The organism is Streptomyces sp. NBC_00887 (assembly GCF_045207585.1).
Map to the genome: position 1 here is coordinate 9,594,131 of NZ_CP108788.1, position 19,005 is coordinate 9,613,135.

Annotated in this window: 18 protein-coding genes and 3 pseudogenes; 11 read left to right on the forward strand and 10 right to left on the reverse strand. The window is 68.0% G+C overall.

What is annotated here, in order from left to right:
- Positions 1–1,079 precede the first annotated feature (1,079 nt).
- Positions 1,080–1,859: a hypothetical protein gene (locus tag OG844_RS43690; RefSeq protein WP_406387666.1), complete on the forward strand. Its 780-nt coding sequence runs from the start codon at positions 1,080–1,082 to the stop codon at positions 1,857–1,859.
- A 384-nt stretch (positions 1,860–2,243) separates the two neighbouring features.
- Positions 2,244–3,110 (forward strand): helix-turn-helix domain-containing protein, encoded by an 867-nt coding sequence (locus OG844_RS43695; protein WP_406387665.1) that lies wholly within the window; start codon positions 2,244–2,246, stop codon positions 3,108–3,110.
- A 1,680-nt stretch (positions 3,111–4,790) separates the two neighbouring features.
- On the opposite strand, the gene OG844_RS43700 is transcribed toward OG844_RS43695, so the two are convergent.
- Together OG844_RS43700 and OG844_RS43705 are read right to left on the reverse strand one after the other, a co-directional pair.
- Positions 4,791–5,021: a hypothetical protein gene (locus OG844_RS43700; RefSeq protein WP_406387664.1), complete on the reverse strand. Its 231-nt coding sequence runs from the start codon at positions 5,019–5,021 to the stop codon at positions 4,791–4,793.
- Positions 5,022–5,080: 59 nt separating this feature from the next.
- Complete coding sequence (locus OG844_RS43705; RefSeq protein ID WP_406387662.1) at positions 5,081–5,725, reverse strand: hypothetical protein; 645 nt, start codon at positions 5,723–5,725, stop codon at positions 5,081–5,083.
- Between the two features lie 310 nt (positions 5,726–6,035).
- Between OG844_RS43705 and OG844_RS43710 the strand changes: the two genes are divergently transcribed.
- From OG844_RS43710 to OG844_RS43725, 4 genes are all read left to right on the forward strand, one after another.
- Positions 6,036–6,488 (forward strand): hypothetical protein, encoded by a 453-nt coding sequence (locus OG844_RS43710; protein ID WP_406387661.1) that lies wholly within the window; start codon positions 6,036–6,038, stop codon positions 6,486–6,488.
- Between the two features lie 225 nt (positions 6,489–6,713).
- Complete coding sequence (locus OG844_RS43715) at positions 6,714–7,511, forward strand: hypothetical protein (protein ID WP_406387660.1); 798 nt, start codon at positions 6,714–6,716, stop codon at positions 7,509–7,511.
- Positions 7,512–7,755: 244 nt separating this feature from the next.
- On the forward strand, positions 7,756–8,025 hold the full coding sequence (locus OG844_RS43720) for a hypothetical protein (RefSeq protein WP_406387658.1): 270 nt from the start codon (positions 7,756–7,758) through the stop codon (positions 8,023–8,025).
- 476 nt (positions 8,026–8,501) lie between these two features.
- A complete protein-coding gene (locus tag OG844_RS43725) occupies positions 8,502–9,047 on the forward strand; it encodes an MOSC domain-containing protein (protein ID WP_406395966.1) in 546 nt (181 codons plus the stop codon).
- A gap of 781 nt (positions 9,048–9,828) precedes the next feature.
- Here OG844_RS43725 and OG844_RS43730 read toward each other — a convergent pair.
- Positions 9,829–10,264 (reverse strand): annotated as a pseudogene (locus tag OG844_RS43730) (integrase core domain-containing protein); the annotation flags it as partial.
- Between the two features lie 142 nt (positions 10,265–10,406).
- On the opposite strand from OG844_RS43730, the gene OG844_RS43735 reads away from it, so the two are divergent.
- From OG844_RS43735 to OG844_RS43750, 4 genes and pseudogenes are all read left to right on the forward strand, one after another.
- Positions 10,407–10,907, forward strand: coding sequence for a hypothetical protein (locus tag OG844_RS43735; protein WP_406387656.1), 501 nt, complete (start codon positions 10,407–10,409; stop codon positions 10,905–10,907).
- A 195-nt stretch (positions 10,908–11,102) separates the two neighbouring features.
- Positions 11,103–11,348, forward strand: a pseudogene (locus tag OG844_RS43740) (NAD(P)H-dependent glycerol-3-phosphate dehydrogenase); the annotation flags it as partial.
- 66 nt (positions 11,349–11,414) lie between these two features.
- Positions 11,415–11,768: a hypothetical protein gene (locus tag OG844_RS43745; RefSeq protein WP_406387654.1), complete on the forward strand. Its 354-nt coding sequence runs from the start codon at positions 11,415–11,417 to the stop codon at positions 11,766–11,768.
- Positions 11,769–11,820: 52 nt separating this feature from the next.
- Positions 11,821–12,783 carry a hypothetical protein gene (locus tag OG844_RS43750; RefSeq protein ID WP_406387652.1) on the forward strand — a complete coding sequence of 321 codons (963 nt, stop codon included), beginning with the start codon at positions 11,821–11,823 and terminating at the stop codon, positions 12,781–12,783.
- Positions 12,784–12,791: 8 nt separating this feature from the next.
- Here OG844_RS43750 and OG844_RS43755 read toward each other — a convergent pair whose 3' ends face one another.
- From OG844_RS43755 to OG844_RS43775, 5 genes and pseudogenes are all read right to left on the reverse strand, one after another.
- Complete coding sequence (locus OG844_RS43755; protein ID WP_406396372.1) at positions 12,792–14,189, reverse strand: SDR family oxidoreductase; 1,398 nt, start codon at positions 14,187–14,189, stop codon at positions 12,792–12,794.
- Positions 14,096–14,572 (reverse strand): annotated as a pseudogene (locus tag OG844_RS43760) (alpha/beta fold hydrolase); the annotation flags it as partial. The pseudogene OG844_RS43760 and the gene OG844_RS43755, both read right to left, overlap by 94 nt.
- Positions 14,569–15,438 (reverse strand): M24 family metallopeptidase, encoded by an 870-nt coding sequence (locus OG844_RS43765; RefSeq protein ID WP_406387649.1) that lies wholly within the window; start codon positions 15,436–15,438, stop codon positions 14,569–14,571. The gene OG844_RS43765 and the pseudogene OG844_RS43760, both read right to left, overlap by 4 nt.
- Positions 15,439–15,468: 30 nt before the next feature.
- Positions 15,469–16,563 carry a PDR/VanB family oxidoreductase gene (locus OG844_RS43770; protein WP_406387647.1) on the reverse strand — a complete coding sequence of 365 codons (1,095 nt, stop codon included), beginning with the start codon at positions 16,561–16,563 and terminating at the stop codon, positions 15,469–15,471.
- Between the two features lie 31 nt (positions 16,564–16,594).
- Positions 16,595–17,473, reverse strand: a complete 879-nt coding sequence (locus OG844_RS43775) for a metal-dependent hydrolase (RefSeq protein WP_406387645.1) — start codon at positions 17,471–17,473, stop codon at positions 16,595–16,597.
- A 134-nt stretch (positions 17,474–17,607) separates the two neighbouring features.
- Here OG844_RS43775 and OG844_RS43780 point away from each other — a divergent pair, with 134 nt between their 5' ends.
- The gene (locus tag OG844_RS43780; RefSeq protein WP_406387643.1) at positions 17,608–18,258 is read left to right on the forward strand and encodes a TetR/AcrR family transcriptional regulator; all 651 of its coding nucleotides are present in this window, start codon (positions 17,608–17,610) and stop codon (positions 18,256–18,258) included.
- Here OG844_RS43780 and OG844_RS43785 read toward each other — a convergent pair.
- Both OG844_RS43785 and OG844_RS43790 read right to left on the reverse strand, forming a co-directional pair.
- Positions 18,211–18,510 carry a rubredoxin gene (locus OG844_RS43785; protein ID WP_406396374.1) on the reverse strand — a complete coding sequence of 100 codons (300 nt, stop codon included), beginning with the start codon at positions 18,508–18,510 and terminating at the stop codon, positions 18,211–18,213. The genes OG844_RS43780 and OG844_RS43785 overlap by 48 nt on opposite strands.
- A 37-nt stretch (positions 18,511–18,547) precedes the next feature.
- Complete coding sequence (locus OG844_RS43790) at positions 18,548–18,928, reverse strand: hypothetical protein (RefSeq protein WP_406387642.1); 381 nt, start codon at positions 18,926–18,928, stop codon at positions 18,548–18,550.
- Positions 18,929–19,005: the final 77 nt, after the last annotated feature.

Sequence of the window (19,005 nt, forward strand, 5' to 3'; positions counted from 1 at the left end):
CGCCATGTCGCGATCGAAGCCTCGGCAACACCACGGAAAGTCGGAACACCGGTGCTCGGTTCGGGCCGTGAGTAGAGCGGCGACTTCGTCGTCGCGCCCGGCGGGTCCCGCGACGTCTACCAACGCCTCGGCCAGGGACGGCTCACCGAGGTGCGGTCGCAGCAGGGTGAAGGCCTCCGCGGCGCGCCCGTTCCGGGCGAGGAGGCGCGTGTAGGACTCCAGCGCCATCGGATGCCCGGCCTCCATACGGACCCGAGTGATCTCGACCGCCTCCTCGACGCGGCCCCAGCCCTCCAGCAGGTCCGCGGCGGCTTCCACGGCCGTCCACCAGCCGGTCGCCAGGTACGGAGCGAGCACCTGCAACGCGTCGGCCTGCCGCCCCTGCTCGCCCAGCAACCGCGCCCATGCGAGCGCGCAGAACCATTCCCCACGCCCGGCCCGCGCTTCCACCACGTCGGCGTAGCCATGTTCGAGCAGCCGCGAGACCAGTTCCGGTGGGATACAACCGGACCGCGTCCGGGCCCGGTGGTCAAGATCAGTAGCGTCCACGAGCACGCACCCTAGCGTTCGCTCCTGACACCCTTGCCGTCGCCACCGGCGACTTCGAATAGAGCGCCGTGGGGACGACGCTCTTCGCCAGTCTCGCCGACTGCCGCCGCCTCCACCGACGTTACGAACGCGAAGCCGCCCACTTCCTCGCCCTCACCAGCTCGCGTGCACCCTCATCTGCTGCCGCAGGCTCTGAGGGGCACGTTCAAGTGCCCCTCGCGGGCCTGGAATGCCTCCGTCGCCCCGCACGTTGACCGTCCACTTGCCGTCCTGCGTGCGCCTCACCAGCTGCTCCTCCTCGGTGGCAGGGGCCTGGGAGAACGGGGTACCGCCGGACGGCCGGGCGGGGGACGCAGGTGCCACGGCAAGAGGGCGTGCGGGAGGTGGCTGATCATCGGCCCGGCCGTCGGGATGTGCCCGTCAGGCCTTTGACCGGGCGCCGCTTCGACGGAGGATGGGGAAGAGAGCGGGCTTGCGTGGTGAAGTGTGGGCCGCTCTGACAACTCCGACAGCAGGGAGCGTTTCTTCCGATGACCGCACAGCCCGCACGCCCTGAGCACAGCGGTCCCGAGGCCACCTCGGTCATGGATGTCTTGCCGTTCAAGTCTTCTCTCGTCAAAGCGGTGTTCAGGGACGTGACCCCGATGCACGTCTCTCGGTCGGCCGCGTGGGCCGCCGCGTCGGTGACGCGGACAGTGCTGACGGAGATCATCGACGGCGCGCGGAGAGCCGCGGCGGAGCAATCCCGGAAGAAGCTGTTGTCCGGAGACCTTGTCTCGGCGATCGACCGGAACGTCGAGCTCGAGGTGGGGCACAAATGGTACGACCACAGCCCGACGTTCAAAGGCATGACCGGTGTCCTGTACGACGCCGAGGGTGCCATCGTGCCTTCTCGTAGGCGCAGCAAGTCGCGCAAACCGAGTGCTGTGGTCGGCGCACACAGGTTCGAGGCCGGGGTCAAGAAGCTGCTGTGGAGCCAGGGGGCGACGGCCGTCCCGGAGATGATCCGCGACCTGGACGGAATCGCGAGCGTGTTCCTGACGGACCTCGCCCGGGAAGCTGCCCTTGTCGCCCGCGAGGGCGGGGTCAAACGTTTCGGTACGGTCACCCCAGTGATGTCGGGCGAACCGGCCCCACCCCCGTTCCTCCAGGATTCCCCCCGTGCCCTGCCCGCCCGCAGGGGGGACGGGCGGACCATCGGCAGGGACGACATCCTGGCCGCCACCACGATTCAGTTGTTCGGCGGCAACCTCAGGCAGCGAGCCCTCACCGAGGCACGCGAGGCGACACAGAACACTTCGGCCGGCTGAGCGGGTTCGACCGACATCGCCGCCTGCACCCCCATCTGCTACCGCAGACTCCCCAAATGAGATGGCCTCCAACGGCATACCCGCGATTGACTGACGACGGGGCAGGAACGTCGGAACGGCGCCTCATGGCGAGCCCTGATCAGCGTGTCCCGGCCGGTGTGACCCTCGGACCGCAGTGTGAGGGCGGCCGGGGCGCTGCCCCCTCGGCGCCGACGACGCCGGAGCCGTCAGGCATGCGTGACCTCCGCCATCCGGCACTACGTGATGAGGGCACGCGAGACACGCGGGCGGCGAGCTGACCCGACCGCACAGGGCACAGGATGTCGGGTCCGGCACAGTGGGACCTCCCTAGCGTGGAGACCAGTGAGGAAAGGACGGCCAGGAGTGCTGGAGCGGCTGAATCAGGCCATGGACCACATCGAGGAGCACCTCGATGAGCGCATCGACGCGGCTGATCTGGCCCGTATCACCGTGACATCGGAGTACCACTTCCGGCGGATGTTCTCCGCGCTGGCGGGCATCCCGCTCTCCGAGTACGTCCGCCGTCGGCGGCTGACGCTCGCCGGGGCCGAAGTGCTCGCCGGGGAGCGGACTCTGCTCGATGTGGCGGTGCGGTACGGGTACAGCTCGAGCGAGGCGTTCGCGCGTGCCTTTCGCGCCGTGCACGGGGTCGGCCCCGGCGAGGCACGGCGGACGGGTGCGGCGCTGCAGTCCCAGCCACGGATGTCCTTCCGACTCATCGTAGAAGGGAGCAGCAGCATGCGGTACCGGGTAGTGGACAGGGACGGATTCAGGCTCATGGGCAGGGGGACACAGGTCCCGCTGGTCTACGAGGGGATGAACCCGGCCATCGTGGAGTTCGTCAAGAGCATCGGCAAGGAGACGCTGGGGCGCTGGGAGGAGTACGCAGACGGGGAGCCCGGCGGTGTGGTGGCCGCTGTCAGCAACCACTCCGCGGACGACTCGGAGGGCACCGAAATCGACTACTTCCACGGGGTGGTGAGCGACGCGGAGGTGCCCGGCGCTTCGGACAGCCTTGACGTCGAGCCGGGCATGTGGGCGGTGTTCGAGTCCTCGGGCCAGTTCCCGCAGGCGGTGCAGTACCTCTGGCGAGATGTGTACACGCAGTGGTTCCCGTCAAACCCGTACCGGAGCCGGCCGGGTCCATCACTTTCGCGCACGCGGGTGTCCGAGGACGGCACACACGCGGACGCGGAGGTGTGGATTCCGGTGGAGCGGGTCAGCGGCTGAATCCGACGTCGGCTACGGGCTCGCAGGGCAGCCCGCCGAATTCGTACAGCCACTTGTCCGGCTTACGCCCCCACGATTGATGGCGGTCGGCCGTGACAGGAGGCGGGCCGTGCGGGTTCTTCGAGTGTGATCAAGAAGTACATCCGCACGGCCATGTGTCTATCGCGGTCCGGCCAACGAGTTCCCCGACCGGATCAGCGCCCCGCCTCCGAGGCCGAAAGACATCGACAACGCGCCACTGACCGAGCGGTACAGGTGGCGCGAGCTGCGACGCCGGCAATCTTCCCGCCGGAACACCGTCGAGCACGCCAACGCCGAGCATCGACAACGGCGCCCCTCCAGCCGTACACCGGACGCCGCGAGGACTACGGCGAGATCCATCTGGCCGTCGCCGGCCTGGCCTGGCCTCCGACCGTGCTGCCCGGTGCATCACCCGACACCAGCCGAGCGCCGAACTCGTGCCCGCCCGCACGATGGCCCGCTGAGCCACCCGCCCAGCCGAACCCCAAGCCGGTACACCCCGATATCGATCGTGGGGCAGCCCGTAAGTCAGACAGGGACTCAGTCGGCCGGCTGCCGCCGGCCGAAGCCACCCACCGTGTGTACGCCGCGGACTGGACCGCAACCACGCTGCGGTGGGGACTCGGCGCCGACGACAGAGAACGGGCCGCGCTGGTGAAGGTCGCCGATGAGTGCCGGATGTGACTGAGGAGTGCAGAGTCGCACCTTTGAGTCCTGAGCGGGAGGCGAGACCCCCCGCGCCGACCTAACGATCGCCCCCGCACCCTTCATCCTCAGGAATGCAGTCCGGCGAGGAACCGTCGTCTTGGACGGGCTGTTGAGCACGTGAAGTTCCGTCGCGGGGAAACGGTCGTCGTCTCACGGACTGTTCGCACGAGGAGATCGAGCCGGCGGCCCGGGCGGCCCGTGCGCTCGACAGCGGCTGTCGCGGATGGGCACGGCGATCGGTGAGTGTGGTGCCCGTCCAGGCGCTTCGGGGGCGGTCATGGTGCGCCCGAGCCGCTTTGAGCAGACCACGTACCCTTGGCCCCGTGCCCCGTCATCCGAACAAGCCCCGCAAGCTGGTCGCCGACGGGCGCGTATACCTGTGGTCGCTCCGCCACAGCCACCGAGCGCCGGACAGCGGCCGGTCCGCGGACTGCCGCGAGACCCTCACGCTGCACCCTCAACCGCCCGGCATCGGCGGCCCGCTGCGCATTGTTTTCGCCCAGCACCCGGGCCGGTACGTTCCAGGTGGGTTTCCCCTGGGCTCCGGGGACGTGGGATTCGTGGGGGGCGGCTCCCTGAACCTGCACGAACCAGGCGCCGTCCGGGCCCTGCTCGACGCGGCGTTGGCTCGCGGGTGGCAGCCGGGGGAGCAGGGGGCGGTGGAGGTCGACGGATGGCCGCTGCTGGAAGCGCCGTCGCCCCCGGCCCCTGTGCTGATTCCGCGTAGCGTGATTCCCGGAGCTACGAAGGCAGCACCGGGAGCTGCGTGTTCCGCAGGAATCGCTGAGCTGCTGCAGCCCAGAAGGTCGTGGACAAACTGGTTCAGAGACTCGCCCTCAGCGGCGGCGGCCGGGCGGACCGCTTCGAGTCCGGTCGTCGGAAGGCGACAGTGGAAGACGGCAGAGGCGAACTCCCCGGCGGGCGCGGGGCGACCGCCGCCCGGGTGCCATGTCAGTACCTCTCGTCGAGTTGGTACTGGCGCACGTCGACTGCCGTCCACTCCGATGTGTCTGCCATGTCCTGGCTCGCAGTCTCGGCGCCCTCGGTGGCGACACGGCTGCAGACGACCTTCCGTTGGTCGACAGTGGTCTGCTCCCACGCCTTGCCCCACGGATCGTGGCCGCCGGGCCGCAAGCCGAGAACCGCAGCCGGCGGCGGGTGGCATGCCCGCATTGGCAGCATGCGCCGGCTCACCTCCGCCGGCGCGGACAGCACACGGGGCGATCGCGCCGAGCTGGTGGTCATTGCTTCCGAACTCCAGGCGTGAACGGACCGGTCGCGGGGGCTACACATTTGTCGATGACGGTCCTCTCGCCGGCTGCCGAGCCCTCCAGGCAGAGCCGCCCGCCCTTCTCGCGCAGGTCGAGGAAGAACCGCGTGGACGCACCGGACTGCTTGAGATCATGGATGCGCTCGTCGGCATAGCCGAGGTCGTTCAGGATCGTCCTGACCTTGGTGGGGGAGGGGTCCACCAGGTTCCAGAGTGCCTGGGCGATGCGCTCTTCGTGGAGGTTGCTCGCGCACCAGTCGCGAGCGTTCAACTCCACTTCCGGCCCCGCTGCAGGAGCGATCGGCTCGATCGCATCGCTCGGCACCTCGGCACCCGGCGGCAGCTCCTCCGCCGGACCCGTCGGCGGCCCCTCCGGCGGGGCGCTCGGGGGACACGACTGCTCGAACCTGTCCCGGATCTGAGTGAGGGACGGACCGGCCTGGCCTCCGACGGCTTCCGCGCGCTTGGTCTGCTCTGCGCCGACGGTCGGCTTTGCGGTGCCTTCCGTGCCGCACGCACCAAGCGCGAGCACAGAGAGCCCTGTTACGGCGAGGGTGAGGCGCAGACGGCGCGGGGAGCGGGCAAACGTGCTGGTTGCAGCAGGGATTCGTGTCATGCGCACAGCTTCTGATCAAGCCAACCTCCCGCGCGTGAGTACGCATACTCACGTAGGCAGGGGTACTCACTCAAACGTCGATGAGGCGTGACCAAGCTTCAGTGAGACAGAGCAGGTCTAGCAGGTCGCGCTGCTAAGGGTTGTTGTCCCGTCCCAGTCGAACTGGTCCCTGTCTCAGGTGATCCGGCCCGATGGTGCTGTAGCTCTACGTGGTCAGTAAGTGGTGACTCCGCCTGTTGAATGAGGCCTGACCGGTGTCGAGCCGGAGCCCGGTAGCTTCGGATCGAAGCCTGCCTGGCATCCTGGCCGCATGGACGCCGACGCCCTGACTCCGGTCCACCTCGACATGGTGATGGACGGGTTGGCAATGAATTCCGCCTTGCCGGAATCCATGATCCGGCGACTGTTCGCATGGCGGCGGGGCCGCGGAAAGGTGGCGAGGCGTCCGGACCTCACCGAGGACATGATCGCCGAAATCATTGCCATCGACGACCACTGGCTCCTGCACAGCCTGGCGCTCAACGACCGCCTGCCGGACCGGTTCCGCATCCGTCTGGCCGCCCATCGGGACAGCGCGGTGCGGTCCGCGCTCGTTACACACGCCGAGACCGCGCCGAGGGAGATGCTGGAGCAGCTCATCGACGATCCTGAGTCACAGGTCCGCGAGTACCTGGCCCAGGGCCGTCACACACCGCCCGACCTCCGGGCCCGCCTCGCCGTCGATTCCGACCCCAGGGTCCGCGCCGCGCTGGCGAAGCACTAGACACAGGCACCGGAAGAGGTCCGCCGGATCCTGCTGACCGATCCCGAGGCCGAGGTCCGCGCCGCGGCCTGCTCCACCTATTTCGCGCATCGGCCGCATCCAGTACCGCCCTCGGACCTGCTGCCGACGCTGTTGTCGGATCCTGTGACTCGGGCGGGCGCGGTGATTCACGCCGTTCTCGACGCAGACACTCTCCAGCGGCTCACCGACGATCAGGACAGCGACGTGCGCACTGAACTCGCCCAGCATCCCGGTTTGCCGCCGTCGGTCCGCGAAGTCCTTGCCGGCGATCCGGCCTTGAGCGTCCGGGTGAAGGTCTTCGCCCGACCTGACACGCCGGAGCACATGCGGGCACAGATCCACGCCTCGGTCCACGAGCTTTCGCATTCGATGGCCGATCCGGGCCCTGACGCCGACGATGAGGCAGTCCTGCAGTGGTATCAGAATGCCTTCGCACCCACGGACCTCCGGATCCTGCGCCTGCCATGGGTTACGGCCGATCCGCTGCCGCACATCGACTCGCCCTATGTCAGCTTCCGAGTCTCCGCGGCCGCCAGCAGGGCCCTTCCCGTCGACGCAGTGTCCCGGTTGCTCGACGATGAGGAGGAGATCGTCCGCCTCACTACGGCACACACCGCCCCGCACCTGGTCGATCCTGAGACCGCCGAGAGCATCGAGCGCCGCTACCACCCTCGGCGGGACAAGTTCACGTTCTGGTGGGACAAGGCGGAGGTCTTGACGTTCCCGCCGACAGCCCTGAGCCGTTTCGCCACCGACCCTGAGCCCCGGCTCCGCTCCTTCGCGCCCCGTAATCCGGATCTGCCCCCGGAACTCGCGGAGAAGCTGGCCTTCGACCCCGAAGACCGCGTCCGCCGCGCAGTCGCGGCCCACCGCAGCCTCCCGCTCACATCCCTGCGCCGACTCCTCGCCGACTCCTCGGAGCGTGTCGCGGAGGCCGCCGGCGCCTCGCCGTTCCTTCCTGTTGAGCGCATGGAGTGGCTGCTGACCCAGGCGGGCCTGTAGTCGTCAGGTCGACCGGGCTCGGTTGGGACGTGGGTCCCCGAAACGATGGCCCGACCTCACCGAAGATGAATACGACATCTCGCCGTGGTCGACCTGTTCGCTTATCGGAAGGGCAAGCGGCCTTCTGGTCTACTCCCGATGCGCTGGAGCATGACGGAGGCTGGACGACCACGACGCCGATGTCTCCTAGTGCACCGTTCACCGCCACATGTCCAGCCACCCACCCGCTCAGGAACCGGGGCCCATGACCAGTCAAACCGGAATCATGTCTGGCGATGTCCTGACCGAATCCCAACAAGCCCTCCATGCCGGCGTGTTCAAGCACCACGAGGGCGTCGTGACCGCCGTCCTTCGGGAGCCGGCCAGGCACGACCTCGACTGCACCTTCGCCACGACCACCGCCTTCATCCTCGGCATGGACGCCGGCACCTCCGGAAGAATATGCGCACGGGCTTCCGGGAGTGGCTCGTCGTCCGACATGACCGTGACGACAACCGGACCTGGGCGGCTCTGACCCGCCACCTCGCCCCCAACGGCTGGCCCGCCCACTCACGCCCCAAGCCGACACCGAGGCCGTGACCACTCTCCATCGGCTCCTCGCCGAGTTCTTCGACACGCGAGAGCGACCGAACAGCATCGCCAAGATCTTCAGCGACTACCAGTCGTGGCTGACTACCCGGCCCTGATTCCAGTCCGAAACGGCGTCACCGGACCAGCCGAGACAGCACCCGGCATCCAACCAGTCGGAACCAGATCAACTGAGAATTCCGGCCGCGCGGCATGTCAATTGATCTGGTCGTCACAGGTCATAGTCCTACCCACAGACAAGATCAATTGCGACGTGACAGTTGTTCCCTTGACACACGCTGACGGGAGGAAGCCGGTCGGGTTCCGCACCCTGACGCATCCGTCCAGCGAAGTCCGTTCACAGGGCTGGTTGCCCCGCCTTTAGGATCGAGCAGCCGCAGAAGAACGACAGTGGGAGACGTGGTGGCTGGTCTGGTAGGCGCTGTAAGTCGGAACGAGGTGTACTCGTTCGGCAAGCCCAATCGTGATTCCATCACGCTGCTCACGGGGCTCGGAGTGGAAGGAGACGTTCACGCAGGTGAGACGATCCGTCACCAGTTCCGCATGACCTACGAGCCGGACCTACCCAACTTGCGCCAGGTCCATCTGATGCATGAGGAACTCTTCGGCGAGCTCGCGCGCAAGGGCTTCAAAGTCTCTGCGGGCCAGCTCGGTGAGAACATCACTACGCGTGAGGTGGACCTGTTGGGTTTGCCCACCGGTGCTCTGCTCCATCTCGGAGAGCGGGCGGTGCTCGAGGTGACGGGGCTGCGCAATCCGTGCGCGAAGATCAACGACTTCCGTAGTGGGCTGCTCGGTGAGGTTTTCACCATGGACTCCCTGTCCGGCGAGTTCACCTTCAAGTGCGGCGTCATGGCCGTTGTCCGCCGAGGAGGGATCGTCCGCCCCGGTGATTCCATCGAGGTCGAAACCCCGCCACCTCCCCACCGTTCGCTGGAACGGGTCTAGAGGCTGTGGCCTGGCTGAGAAGTTGCCCAGCCGACCGGAAAGTCCGGCGCCCCGAAGGCTGCTCGGCTACGGTGGCTGGGAGGTAACGCGTGTCCTGGCCATCTGTGATCATCCTTGTCTCCGCAGAGCGACGTCCGTTGCTTGAGGGGCAAATCCGTGCTTTGAGCAAGGTGTCGGATCCTGTGACGGGTGACGGCAGGCTGTACTGGGACGGGTACTCGTACTCCACGACCTCTCAGCCGAGGTCCTGGCTGGCTACGAGCGTGAGGAGCTTCAACAGATGACGACCCGGTTCGACGAACCATAGGCGGCGTACGTTTCGTACCAGTCCATGGACGCGGCCCGGGCCTTCCTCCGCGACGTTCTCGTCAGCATCAACCACTACCTGCGGGACCTCGTCGGCCGTGGGGACCAGTCCCGGCCTCGACGACATCGGGCTCTTGGGCGTTCAGTCCCCAGGTGAGTTCCCAGGTCTCGATCAGGGCGCGGACGGCGGTGGCGCCGTTCTTGTCGGCGGCGTGCAGCAGCGCGAGGGGCGCGGCCCTTCTGCCGGGCGATGTGGCGGTACCAGGTGGCGGCGGGGATCCGGGCGGGAGGAGTGCCGGCTGATGTTGCGTCGGAGGCGGCCGCGGCGCCGGCCCGGATTGGCCAGCATGCACCTGTACGCCCGCGGTTGCCTGCGTGCGCCGACATTGATGTCAGACAGCGACATCGCCACACCAAGGAGTTGGACCCCACCACGTCGGCGATGGGGTCAAAACTCAACGCCTGCACCAGCCTTCTAGGTGTATTTACCCTCAGCGTTGTTGACTCGGTGATCGGTGGCTTGCCGTCGAGTGCGGTGTGGCAGCGGTGGTGGTTGTAGCTGTGGAGGAGAAGTCTGCCAGGGCAGCCGTGCGCTCGTCGTTGGAGGTGTAGGGCCGCAGGTAGGCACACTCCTCCTGGAGGGTGCGGTTGAAGCGTTCGACCTTGCCGTTGGTCTGTGGCCGGTAGGGGCGGATGCGCTTGTCGGCGATGCCATCCGCGGTGAGGGCCTGGGTGAAGAGTTTGGACTTGTAGCAGGAGCCGTTGTCGGTCAGAACCCGTTCGACAGTGACGCCGTGTCCCTTGAAGAACGCGTGAGCCCGCTGCCAGAACCCGATCGCGGTGTGCTGGCGTTCGTCGGCCAGGACCTCGCTGTAGGCGAGCCGGGAGTGGTCGTCGACGGCGGAGTGGATGTGGCGGCGCCTTCCGCGCGCCAGCCGGCACGATCCAGGTCAAGCCTGTTCGATCCCTCGTGCGTAGGGGTATGCCCTGCATATGCCCTGCCTTGCCGACCGCACGTCAGGGCTCGGACCGGATCTGGCTGATGGGGGAATCGTGCGCACTCGCGTGTCCGGACTGGGCCTCGGTCCGATCCGAGGGGACTACACCGTCATGACCCCGTTCGCGGGCACCCTGCTGCAGATATTTCGGGGATTCCTGCTTATCTTCTGGGTCGTCATGGCCGGTCTTACCGTGTTCACCCCCGACCAGGTCGACGGGAACCTCGCCTGGACGACGGCGGTGGTGATCGCGGTCTACACCGTGACGTTCGGATGGCGTCTGCTGACCGCCCGGCTCGGCATGAACCGGTGCTACCTCCTGGCGGAGGGGGTGGCCGTGACCAACCGCTTCGGCCGGGTGACCGATTCCGTGGCCTGGAGCGACGTGACCGGTATCCAGCAGACAACGGTCGTGGAACTCTACATGGGAGCGCACCGCATGGAGATCCACCGGAACCAGACCGCCAAACCCCTCACGTTCCTGGCACCGGGCGTGAAATCGCAACTGGTGGAAGCGCTGCTCACCGAGGGCCGCCGCGCAGGAGCCCTGCAGTGAGGGGCATCGGGGTCCCGGGCCGTGGCCACTTGCTATGGCAAGCGCGGATACATCTACCAGCGGCTGCAGGGCGGGTAGCGGCGGACCTGGTGGGTCGATGACGCCAGTCGTAGAAGCGGTAGCCCTTCGCACCACGTCCGGCGGACATCCTGCGCTGTTCTGCAGGTCTCGCGGTCGAACGCCGGCGGTCTCCGGCCCCTCTCCCGCAACCGCACCTTCGGCACCCACCTCGGCCAGGGCCTGAGCGTCGAACAGGCAACGGCTGCCACCCGGCAGACCACCGAGGGCGTCAAGAGCGCGGAGGCGATCCTCGCCCTGGCCCGCAGCCACGACGTGGAAATGCCCATCACCGAAGTGATGTCGGACTTTCTTCACGAGAAGATCAGCCTCAGCCAGGCCGCGGCCGCACTGATGCAGCGGCCGCCCAAGCCCGAGCGCTGACCCCGCCGCCCGCACACCGGGCCGGCCACCGCACCTTCACCCTCCAAGTCACGGAGGTTGTCACCCATGCACGAATCCGTGCTGCCTGCTGCCCAGACCGCCGTCACCCTCGCCCTCGGCGCGTGGATGATCACCGGCTTCACCCGTCTCCCCGGCCGATGGCTCCGCTGGAAGATGTTCTGCCGGGCCACCTTCACCGTCATCACGCTCACCGGCACCAAAGACGGGCGCACCGAGTCGGTGAACGTCTACGACCATCTCTCCCCAGGCTCATTCATCCTCGGCCCGCCGCAGCTGCAAGCCATCCTCAACTACCTGGTCCGCAGCGGCCGGTACGACCGCCTCGACGGACACGGCCGCCTCCTGAATGCCCAGGGCGAACACCACATCGAGGTGAGGGGCAGCCGTGTGGTTCTTTGACAGCATCACCTCCGGCTTCCAGAACCCCACCGACCCCGGCCGCCTCCAGCTGTTGCGCATCGTCATCGGCACGGTGCTGACCCTGCGCTTCGCCCTGTCCTTCGGCCAAGGCGGCTGGGACCGCTTCACCCCCGACTCGCTCAGCACGCACCTTGCCAAACAGCGCTTCGGCAAGCGGGCCCGCCTCCTGATCCGGTTCCACCGGCCCGCACTGTTCATCCGCAGCTTCGCGGCCGTCGTCCTCGCCGTTGGGTTCCTGCCTCGGCTGTCGCTCGTGCTGGTCCTGGCCGGCGCCGCCATGGAACTTCTCTACCTCAAGAGCCCCAACGCCGTGCTCTTCACCCTGTTGACCGGCACCTGTCTCCTCCTTGCCGGCGACCTCGGCCACGGCCTCCACATCGAGCACCACCCCAGCACCACCAACACCTGGGCGCAGTGCCTCCTCGTCTTGGTCACCGCCGACATCTATGGGAACAGCGCCTGGCAGAAACTCCGCTCGACCCAGTTCCGAACCGGCCTCTACCTTGCACAGTGGATCCACGTCTACGCCCAGATCAGAGACCGATTGCCCCACCGCCGCCAATACGGCGTCCCCGGCTTCGTCCGCCACCACACCGGCAACCTCACCGACCGGGACATCCGCTTCTGGCGCTTGGCATCGGCCACAGCCATCGCAGCGGAGTTCGCACTGCCCCCAGCGCTACTGATCCCGCAGACGATGCCGTACACAGTGGCCGCGGGCATCGCCATGCATGTTGCGTTCACCTGCCTCAAGCCCCGACAACTCATCACCTTCTCCGGCCTTACGTCGGCACCTACCTCGCCTTCATCTGAAAGAGAGGATCAAGGTATGCGCTGGTCCACGGATGGGGCCCGACTCCGCTCAGTCCTCGCAGGACTGCGGCACCACCCAGCTCAGGCGCGCTCAGCCAGCCTTCGCGGCGGGCTCGAACGCCGTCTGCGTCGGGGTTTTCGAGCCGATGCCGAGGGATTTGGACATGGGAAGCCTTCCTGAACGGCCACTCAGCCGATGTTGAGGCGGGCAGCGGTGCGCAGGAGGGCGGGAGACAGACGTCCGATGAGGCGGGCGGCTTTGGCTTCGAAGGTGACGGGTACGACGGCTCGATCCTTGGTGACGGCGCGCAGGATCTGGTCGGCGACCTTCTCCCGGGGGAAGTTGCGCTGTGCGTACATGCCGGAGATGCGCTTCTGCTTGGTGGCCTCCTGTGTGGCGTCGAGTCCGGAGAACGTGGTGGTTTTGGTGATGTTGGTGTTGACGATGCCGGGGCAGATCGCGGAGACGCCGATGTGGGAGGCGGCCATTTCGGCGCGCAGGCAGTCGGAGAGCATGAGGACGGCGGCCTTGCTGGTGGCGTAGGCAGCGAGCATCTTGGACGGGAGGTAGGCGGCGGCGGAGGCGAGGTTGACGATGTGGCCGCCCTCGCCACGTTCGGCCATGAGGGTGCCGAAGGCGCGGCAGCCGTGGATGACGCCCCAGAGATTGACGTCCAGGACGCGCTGCCATTCCTTCTCGGTGGTTTCCAGGAAGGTGCCGGAGTGTCCGATACCGGCGTTGTTGACGACGATGTCCGGAACGCCGTACTCCGCCGCGACTTCCGACGCGAAGGCGTCGACGGCGGGGCCGTCGGAGACGTCCACGCGCCAGGCACGGGCGGAGGCTCCGATCAGGCGGGCGAGTTCGGCGGTGCGTTCGGCGGCTTCGAGGTCCACGTCGCAGATGGCGATGTCCGCGCCCTGTTCCGCGAAGGCCAGGGCTGTGGCCCGGCCGATGCCGCTGCCGGCACCTGTGACAACGGCGAGCTGTCCGGTGAAGGGCATGCGGCTGTCTGCTTGGCCCCGGCGGGATCTGTTCAGGGGACCTGCGGCCTCCTGGCCCTCATGGTGGGCGACGAATTCCTTGACCATGCGGGCCACGGTGGTTCCTCTCTCCAGCAAGGCGGACCAGTGGGTGGCGGGAATGGTCCGCTGCCACAGGTGCGGGGCCCAGCGTTCGAGTCCGTCGGCGAGTGCCGGGCTTACGTAGTGGTCTTTGGTCAGGCCGATGAGCTGCACGGGCACAGTGGTGGGCCGCTGCCTGGGGCGCAGGAGGCGGGGGAGCATGTTGGCGCGGTAGAGGTTGATGCCGCGTACCGCGTCTGCGGTGAGGGTGGACTGCGGGTGTCCGGGGCGGGGGGTCACGCCTTCCACCCGGTGCAGCACGGCGTCCCAGCGGTCGGCGAGTCCGTTGCGCCAGGCGGCGGGGGCGAGGGCCGGAAGGTGGAAGGCGGCGATGTACCAGGAGTGCGCCAACTGGTTGAGGAGCTGGCCGACATGGCGGGGGGTGGGGCGGGCGAGCCGGTGGCGGATCCAGTGGCCGACATGGTCCAGGCAGGGGCCGGAAATCGAGGTGTACGAGGCGATCCGGCCGGGCGCAAGGGGTGGGTGACGGCCTCCCAGGACTGGATGGAGCCCCAGTCGTGGGCGACCACGTGGACGGGACGGTCAGGGCTGACGGCCTCGGCCACCGCGAACAGATCGGCCGCGAGCAGCACCAGCCGGTAGTCCCGGCGCCGGGCAGAGGGCCCGGACTCACCGGCGCCGCGCACGTCGTAACGCACGACATGGTGGCCGGTGGCGAGGGCGTCCGCGACGTCGTCCCACACCCGGTGGGTGTCGGGGTAGCCGTGCACGAGCAGCACGGTGGGGCGCTCCGGGTGGCCCTGCTCGTACACCGCGAGCGGGATGCCACCGGATGTCACGGTGCGCCGTCGTGGCTCGGCGAGGCGGTCGGGTATGGCGTTCATCGGGCCGCGTCCTCCCAGCGGCGTACGTGGGGAAGGTCGTCGTCAAGCCAGTAGGCGTCGTCGTCGGTGACGACCAGCAGCTCTTCGAACTTCAGGCCCACGTCACGGAATCCGACATGCGGCTCGACCGCCCACAGCCCGGGGGCCGGGGCGTGGCGCGAGGAGCGGCCGTCGGCCCACAGGGGGGAACGTCCGTGCAGCCGTTCGCTGATCAGCTCCCGGCCCAGGGTCTGCAGGGTGCGTACGCCGAAACCGAAGACGTTGACGCCGGCCGGACCGCGCGCCTTCATCCGGGTCACCTGGTGGCCGATCACCCGGCCGGGATAGACCTGGTGACGGTTGTCGTAGCCGTGCTTGGCGATGAGTGCGTCCACGGAGGCGTAGATCTCGTTGAGGGGCTTGCGGTCCCGCACCTCCTGGACGATCAGCTCCCGGTAGTGGCGCAGGTCCAGCGCGATCTTGTCCCAGACCGGGTTCTCGCCGATCTTTCCGGCGTAGCCGATGTCGGCGGTGTAGCCGTCGACGACGGGCGCGCAGTCCAGGACGTACGACATGCCTTCCTCCAGGCGGCGGCCGCTGGCGAAGAACTGCAGCGGCGTCCTGAAGTGCCGGAAGGCGGTGCGGTCGCCGAACCATGCGAACGGTACGTGGAAGAAGTCCTCGACCCCCTCCGCGACCAGCTCGCGGCCCAGCCGGGCCGCCGCCTGACGCTCCGTCACGCCCGGCTCCAGCCAGTCGCCGACCTTCTGCGCGCAGTGGTACGCGAGCTGCTGGAGCTCGCGGAACCGGTCGAGGTCATGGTCGTCGAAGGGGAACGCGGGGGCGGCGGACGAGCCCGCCCTGCGGGTTGGTGCGTGCGTGCTCATGGTCTCGCCTTCGCATCGTGAGGGAAGGAGCTACAGGTCCAGTTCGAGGCGGGAGCCCTCGGGCGCGCGGGAGACGCATACGCGTATCCGGCCGGCTGCCTTCTCCTGTTCGGTGAGCCTGCTGTCGCGGTGGTCCACGGTGCCGGCGGCCACCCGCAGAGTGCAGACGCCGCAGAAACCCTGACGGCAGGAGTACGGCGTTGCCGGGTTCCTCTCCAGCAGGACGTCGAGGGCGGACCGGTCGGCCGGAACGGGCAGGACCGCACCGCTGCGGCGCAGCTTCAGCTCGAAGGGCCTGCCGTCGACAATCGGCGCGGCCGCGAACCGTTCGAAGTGCAGAGCGGATGCCGCGCTGTCGTCGAAGGCACGGCGGACAGAATCAAGCATGGGACCGGGCCCGCAGCAGTACACGGCAGCCCCGGTCGACGCGCGGCTGAGCAGCTTCGCGCCGTCGGGTACGCCGTGCTCGTCGTCCGGCAGGATCTCGACCCGGCCGGGTTCGAGCGCGGCGAGTTCCGCGCCGAACGGCATTGAGGCGCGGGAGCGGCCGCTGTGGATCAGCTGCCAGTCCAGGCCCAGCCGGGCCGCCTCCCGGACCATCGGCAGGATGGGTGTGATGCCGATGCCTCCAGCGATGAGCAGCACCGAACGGTCCGCGGCGAAGGGGAAGGCGTTGCGTGGCCCCCGGGCAGTGACCCGCGCGCCTTCGCGCAGGATGTCGTGGACTTCGGCGGACCCGCCCCCGCCACCTTCGATACGACGTACCGCGATCCGGTACACGAAGCGGTCCTGCGGATCGCCGCACAGCGAGTACTGCCGCCTGCGGCCGGACGGCAGATACAGATCCAGATGCGCACCGGCCTGCCAGCGGGGCAGCGGCGAGCCGTCCGGGGCTGCCAGCCGTAAGGAGACGACATCCTCGGCCAGGGCTTTGCGGGCGGTGACCACAAGCCTCAGTGGGGCGGACGGCTCCGTCGCCGGACGTCTTCCGTACCGGTCGGATTTCGTGACGGCCGGGAGGTAGTAGTTGCCGAACACGTCCAGGAACCGCATGAGGCGGTCGGGGCGAGCTCGTCCGTACAGGTCAGGTGGCGCGGCAGACTGGGTGTCGCGATCGCGGCTCATCGTGGCGGGTCCTTGTCGTGACGTACGTCGGTCAGTGAGCGGCGGCGCGGGCGGCGGGAGAGGAGCCGAGATAGGCGACCGCCTGCCGGGTCGAACCCTCCTGCGAGGGGTGGTAGCGGGGGCTGAGGTAGCGCGAGGCGGAGCGCGTCAGCCGGCCGAGTCGCGGCAGCAGCCCCCGCCGAGCTCCGTCCACGTAGGCGCGCCAGGTGGGCTTGGCCCCGGCGGCCAGGCCGGGATCGGCCGCCATCAGGAACCGGGCCCCGCGTATCCACAGATGGAACAGCACCGGACCACCGATGGCCAACGTGCGAATACGCCGCAGATATCCGGGGTCGAGGTGGCGCAGCAGGTCAAAGGCCACACTGCGGTGCTCGACCTCCTCCGCGCCGTGCCAGCGCAGCAGATCGAGCATGGTCGGATCGACGCCTGCCCGGTCCAGTCCGTCGGCGTTGAGTACCCAGTCGCCCAGAAACGCGGTGAAGTGCTCGACCGCCGCGATGATAGCGACCCTCTCGATCACGCGCTCGCGCATCCGTCCCGCCGACATGCCGGGGCGCTCCCCCAGCACCCGGCCGAAGAAGAACTCCACCTGCTCCACGTACGGACGCGGGTCCAGGCCGTTCGCCAGAAGATGGTCCAGGACACCCTGGTGCGCTTCGGCGTGGATGGCCTCCTGCCCGATGAAGCCGAGGACATCGTCGCGCAACTCGTCGTCCGTGATCAGCGGCACCGCTTCCTGGAAGGTGCGTACGAACCAGCGCTCGCCCTCCGGAAGCAGCAGGTGAAGGACATTGATGACATGCGTGGCCATCGGCTCGCCGGGGATCCAGTGCATGGGCAGCCGGGACCAGTCGAACTGGACGTCGCGCGGCTGAAGAACCAGGTTGTCGTGCTCATCGGTGGTGCTCATGAAGGCACTCCTCCGTCACGAAGAGAGGGGGCTGGGCAAGCAGGCCAGAACCGGGACAGCGACAGAGCCGGCCCCCGTTATTGAGGTTTACTCAACAGTAGGAGTTATTGATTTCCTGTCAATAGGATGGGGTCATGGCTCGTCAGACCTCTGCCGCCCGCGCATCCCGGATGCCGCCCACCGACCGCCGGACCCAGATCCTCGCGGCTGCCCGCCGGGTCCTGGAGGTCCGCGCCATCGACGAGGTCTCCGTCGAAGCCGTCGCCAGCGAGGCCGGCGTCTCACCGGGGCTGCTGTTCCACTACTTCGGATCCCAGCGCAAGTTCCGGGAGGCGATCCTGGAGTCCGCCGCCGACGAACTGCTGGCCCATGTCCGCCCCGACCCGGCACTCAGCCACGCCGAACAGCTGACCACCAGCATCGAGACCTTCATCGACTACGTCTCCCGCTATCCGGCCATCTACCAGGCCATCACCCGCCTCAACACGGGCGCCGGAGTGCGCACTCTGCACCGCTCGGCACGCGCCACCCTCGCGGGCTGGCTCACCGAAGCCCTCGCCGAAGTCGGCGCACCGGCAAGCCCCGCGCTCGACCTGGCCGTGGCCGGCTGGCTGGCGTACATGGAGGAAGTCGTCCTGGCGTGGCTCGACCGGCCCGGGATGGACCGCGCCGCCCTGGTCGACCTGTGTGAGCGCAGCATGTACCAACTCGTCAGAACCGCACTCAACGACGACCAGCTATGGGAAGAGATCCTGGTGCGGATGGGCAGCACGCCACGCGGATGACGAAGGACTCAGGTCTGGGTGATCTCGGTCAATCTCGAAGTCCACCTTGGCTGCGTCGCAGTCCGGGCAGGACCAGTCATCCGGTATTCGGGCCCACCGGGTACCGGCGGGGAAACCCTCGCGGGGCGCCAGTCTGTTTGTTGTCGAGTTCTGTCCGTCCTTGGCCGTTGGAACGCTGCGACGGCCCCGATCCAACGCGTCGACAGCCTGTCGACAGTTCAGTCGATCACTCGCTGGTGCGCATTGCATCATCGAGCAGTGCGGCAAATTCACCGCCAAGGCTCCGCGGCTATCGGGTCTGCCACGCCCCGTACGAGGTCCTCCGGTCCCCAGTGGCGGTCAGTGGCAGATCATCAGCCACCGCGCAGCGGGAAACCGCGACCAACGGAGTGTCCGGGGCGGTACCGGGGACAGCGAGCATGTCGCGTACCAAGGCGTCGTGCTCATGACGGCCGAAGGGCGGGGTCTCCAGCCACTTGACCGAGCCGACGAAGTGCACCTGCCGGGCCACCGGCTCGCGGTCTGCACCAATGAGATCGATCTCGGGGTTGTTCTGACGGTTCCACCAACCGCCGATGGCCTCGGTCGGGTCTGATGCAGGGTTGGGTGCCAGGATCGCAAACATGCCGGGCTGCGACAGGGCTTCCGGCGAGACGGTGCCAGCGGTCAAAACCGTTGGCACCGCCCCGTACCCAGCACTGCGGTCACCAGCAACGCCAGGATGAGTGTCTCGGCGGCGAGCAGGAC

Coding starts and splice junctions, on each gene's coding strand:
- OG844_RS43720 (WP_406387658.1), top strand. CDS start 7,756: ATGACCAGTCAAACCGGAATCATGTCTGGCGATGTCCTGACCGAATCC.
- OG844_RS43775 (WP_406387645.1), bottom strand. CDS start 17,473: ATGAGCACCACCGATGAGCACGACAACCTGGTTCTTCAGCCGCGCGAC.
- OG844_RS43745 (WP_406387654.1), top strand. CDS start 11,415: ATGCACGAATCCGTGCTGCCTGCTGCCCAGACCGCCGTCACCCTCGCC.
- OG844_RS43710 (WP_406387661.1), top strand. CDS start 6,036: ATGGACGCCGACGCCCTGACTCCGGTCCACCTCGACATGGTGATGGAC.
- OG844_RS43785 (WP_406396374.1), bottom strand. CDS start 18,510: ATGATGCAATGCGCACCAGCGAGTGATCGACTGAACTGTCGACAGGCT.
- OG844_RS43700 (WP_406387664.1), bottom strand. CDS start 5,021: ATGCTGCCAATGCGGGCATGCCACCCGCCGCCGGCTGCGGTTCTCGGC.
- OG844_RS43770 (WP_406387647.1), bottom strand. CDS start 16,563: ATGAGCCGCGATCGCGACACCCAGTCTGCCGCGCCACCTGACCTGTAC.
- OG844_RS43705 (WP_406387662.1), bottom strand. CDS start 5,725: ATGACACGAATCCCTGCTGCAACCAGCACGTTTGCCCGCTCCCCGCGC.
- OG844_RS43690 (WP_406387666.1), top strand. CDS start 1,080: ATGACCGCACAGCCCGCACGCCCTGAGCACAGCGGTCCCGAGGCCACC.
- OG844_RS43765 (WP_406387649.1), bottom strand. CDS start 15,438: ATGAGCACGCACGCACCAACCCGCAGGGCGGGCTCGTCCGCCGCCCCC.
- OG844_RS43780 (WP_406387643.1), top strand. CDS start 17,608: ATGGCTCGTCAGACCTCTGCCGCCCGCGCATCCCGGATGCCGCCCACC.